The 2,687-nt window shown below is 60.7% G+C and carries 4 pseudogenes; 3 read left to right on the forward strand and 1 reads right to left on the reverse strand.

Annotated elements, in window-relative coordinates:
* From AWB68_RS50480 to AWB68_RS47795, 3 pseudogenes are all read left to right on the forward strand, one after another.
* Window positions 1-357: pseudogene (locus AWB68_RS50480) on the forward strand (hypothetical protein); the annotation flags it as partial.
* A 199-nt stretch (window positions 358-556) separates the two neighbouring features.
* Window positions 557-1,981: pseudogene (locus AWB68_RS43860) on the forward strand (aldehyde dehydrogenase family protein).
* A gap of 36 nt (window positions 1,982-2,017) precedes the next feature.
* Window positions 2,018-2,146: pseudogene (locus AWB68_RS47795) on the forward strand (fumarate hydratase C-terminal domain-containing protein); the annotation flags it as partial.
* Window positions 2,147-2,369: 223 nt separating this feature from the next.
* Here the strand turns inward: AWB68_RS47795 and AWB68_RS47800 are convergent.
* A pseudogene (locus AWB68_RS47800) lies at window positions 2,370-2,483 on the reverse strand (IS110 family transposase); the annotation flags it as partial.
* Window positions 2,484-2,687: the final 204 nt, after the last annotated feature.

A 2,687-nucleotide genomic window follows, 5' to 3' on the forward strand; every position in this document is an offset into this window, starting at 1 on the left:
AGTGAGGGGTCTCATATCAACGCCTTAGCGGCCTTCCACGATGACGCGCGCTACTGGTATTTCAGCAACCTGCTAAGGACCGTGCGTGCAAGGTACTCTGCATACGTCTCAACGATTTCCGAAGCCGTACGGCATGTGCATGATAAGAACACGACTACGCATCGCCTTTGCCTGGACTCCAGGAAGATCGAACAGGAGCGTCGGCAAAACCACCAGGTACATGTGAGATATCGTCAGGTACGGCATATCCAGGGACTGCGCGTGTCACCGCATATCTATATGCTGAAAAGCGAACTGGACATTTTTGTGGCGGCACTAAAGCAAGTAGTAGAAGGTATGGCTGCGCCAGCCGCTTAGGCGGTGTCAGATTTCGAGACGCAGCCAACACGCAAGACAGAGGGGCACGAGCGAAGGTAGAACAAAGCGCCCCTGGTTCGCCCGGCTGCCCTGGCGATCAGCACGATGCTTCCCGCACTCACGCTACGCCTCGTGATGACCGTCATCATCCGGCGCTCGGTCACTGCGCGGGCCTGATTTCATGACGAACGGAAACCTGATGTCGAATGCACTGAAATTTTATATCGATGGCGCGTGGGTCGCGCCGTCCGGCACAGCACGCCTGCCCGTCGTTGATCCCTGCACGGAAGAAGCGTTCGCCGAAATCGCGCTCGGCAATGCGGACGATGTCGAGCGCGCCGTCGTCGCCGCGAAACGCGCGTTCGCGTCGTTCTCGCAGACGCAGCCTGCTGAACGCGTCGCGCTGATCCGCCGCATACTCGATGCGTACATGGCGCGCTACGACGAAATGGCCGACATCATCTCGCGTGAGATCGGCGCGCCGTAGGCGTTGTCGCACGCATGGCGGGCTGCGCTCGGCAAACGCCACGTCGAAGAAGTTCTGCGTACCTGCGAGACGTTCGCGTGGCAGCGCAAGAAAGGCACGACGCTCGTCAATCACGAACCGGTCGGCGTGGTGGCGCTGATCACGCCGTGGAACTGGCCCATCAACCAGATCGCCTGCAAGGTCGCGCCGGCGATCGCGGCAGGCTGTACGATAGTGCTCAAACCGAGCGAAGTGTCGCCGCTCAATGCGGTGCTGTTCGCCGAGATCATCGACGCCGCCGGCGTGCCGCCCGGCGTATTCAATTTGATCAATGGCGACGGACCAACCGTCGGCGCCGCTGTGCAGCCATCCGGATGTCGACATGGTGTCGTTCACGGGATCGACGCGGGCCGGCGTCGAAATCGCGAAGCTCGCGGCGCCGACTGTCAAGCGCGTTCATCAGGAACTCGGCGGCAAGTCGGCGAATATCCTGCTCGACGATGCCGACTTCGAGACGGCCGTGACCTCGGGCGTGAACTCGTGCTTCAGCAATAGCGGCCAGTCCTGCAACGCACCGACGCGTATGCTCGTGCCGGCATCTCGGCATGACGAAGCCGTACGTATCGCACAACGCGCGGCGGCCGCCCAACGCGTCGGCCCTGCCGACGACGCACAAACGACGATGGGGCCCGTCGTCAGCGACGTGCAATACGTGCGCGTGCAACGGCTGATCGAAAAGGGCATCGAAGAAGGCGCGCAACTGGCGGCAGCGGGCCTGGGCGGCCGGAAGGCCTAATGCGCGGCTACTACGTACGGCCCACCGTGTTCGCCAACGTGGACCCGTCGATGACGGTTGCGCGCGAAGAGATTTTTGGTCCGGTACTCGCGATCATCCCGTATCGGGACGAGGAAGACTCGATCTCGATTGCGAACGACACGCCGTTCGGACTCGCCGCGTACGTGCAGTCGGCGGACCAAGCGCGTGCGCGGCGGGTTGCGTACCGGTTGCGCGCGGGCAGCGTGTACGTCAAGTATCCGGCGTGGGACGCAGGCTCGCCGTTCGGCGGCTACAAGCAATCGGGCAACGGCCGCGAATACGGCGAATGGGGCCTCGAAGCGTTTCTGGAAGTGAAGGGCATTGTCGGCTACGGCGATTAAAAATAAGTGCGGCCGTAGGAACTATAAGCAGCGCCCATCCCTGGTTTCCCGGTCGGCGACGTCGTCTATCTGACTGGCCGAGTCGTAACGTGCCGCGATGTAGCACATCGGAGGCTGATCGAACAAGGTAGAGAACGGCCTGTCGATCTTGTCGGTGGCGCTGTACTACAACCGGTGATGCTGGGCTGACGGCCCCGACCCTGATGAAAGACGCGCGCAAGGGCCTCGTTCGATGACCGGGAATGAAATCCCTGTAGCCTTATCAGGTATACCTCGCGCAGGTCCCCGCTTCACATCACCGCTGGAAGTGCAAAGTGATCGTTTGTTTATTTGCTCATGGTACCGTTGCTTCTTGTTGGTGTGCGGTTGACGAACCCATCGGTGGAGCTCACGGGGCGGCTGGCTCGTGCTTGAAGTCGTCGCCGTACTCCAGGACCGCGCACGCCATTCGCGCATTCTTCGCTGCGATCGCCACGGCCGCGCGCCAATATCCGCGCCGCTCAAAATTTAATTTAACAGACCCTTTGCATAATTTTGCGGCTTTTTATCGTCAACGCCCACACCGGAGTCTCGTGCGAACCCTCGGACGATGGGCGGTCGGATTGGCCCACGTAGGGGCGTAGAGCTTCTGTCAAAGCCATTTTGAAATGTCGTAGCGCCGGCTAAATACAGATGTCGTGTTTTTGATGGGTGATTTACTCTGTCT

The sequence above is a fragment of the Caballeronia choica genome (assembly GCF_001544535.1).
Taxonomy (GTDB): domain Bacteria; phylum Pseudomonadota; class Gammaproteobacteria; order Burkholderiales; family Burkholderiaceae; genus Caballeronia; species Caballeronia choica.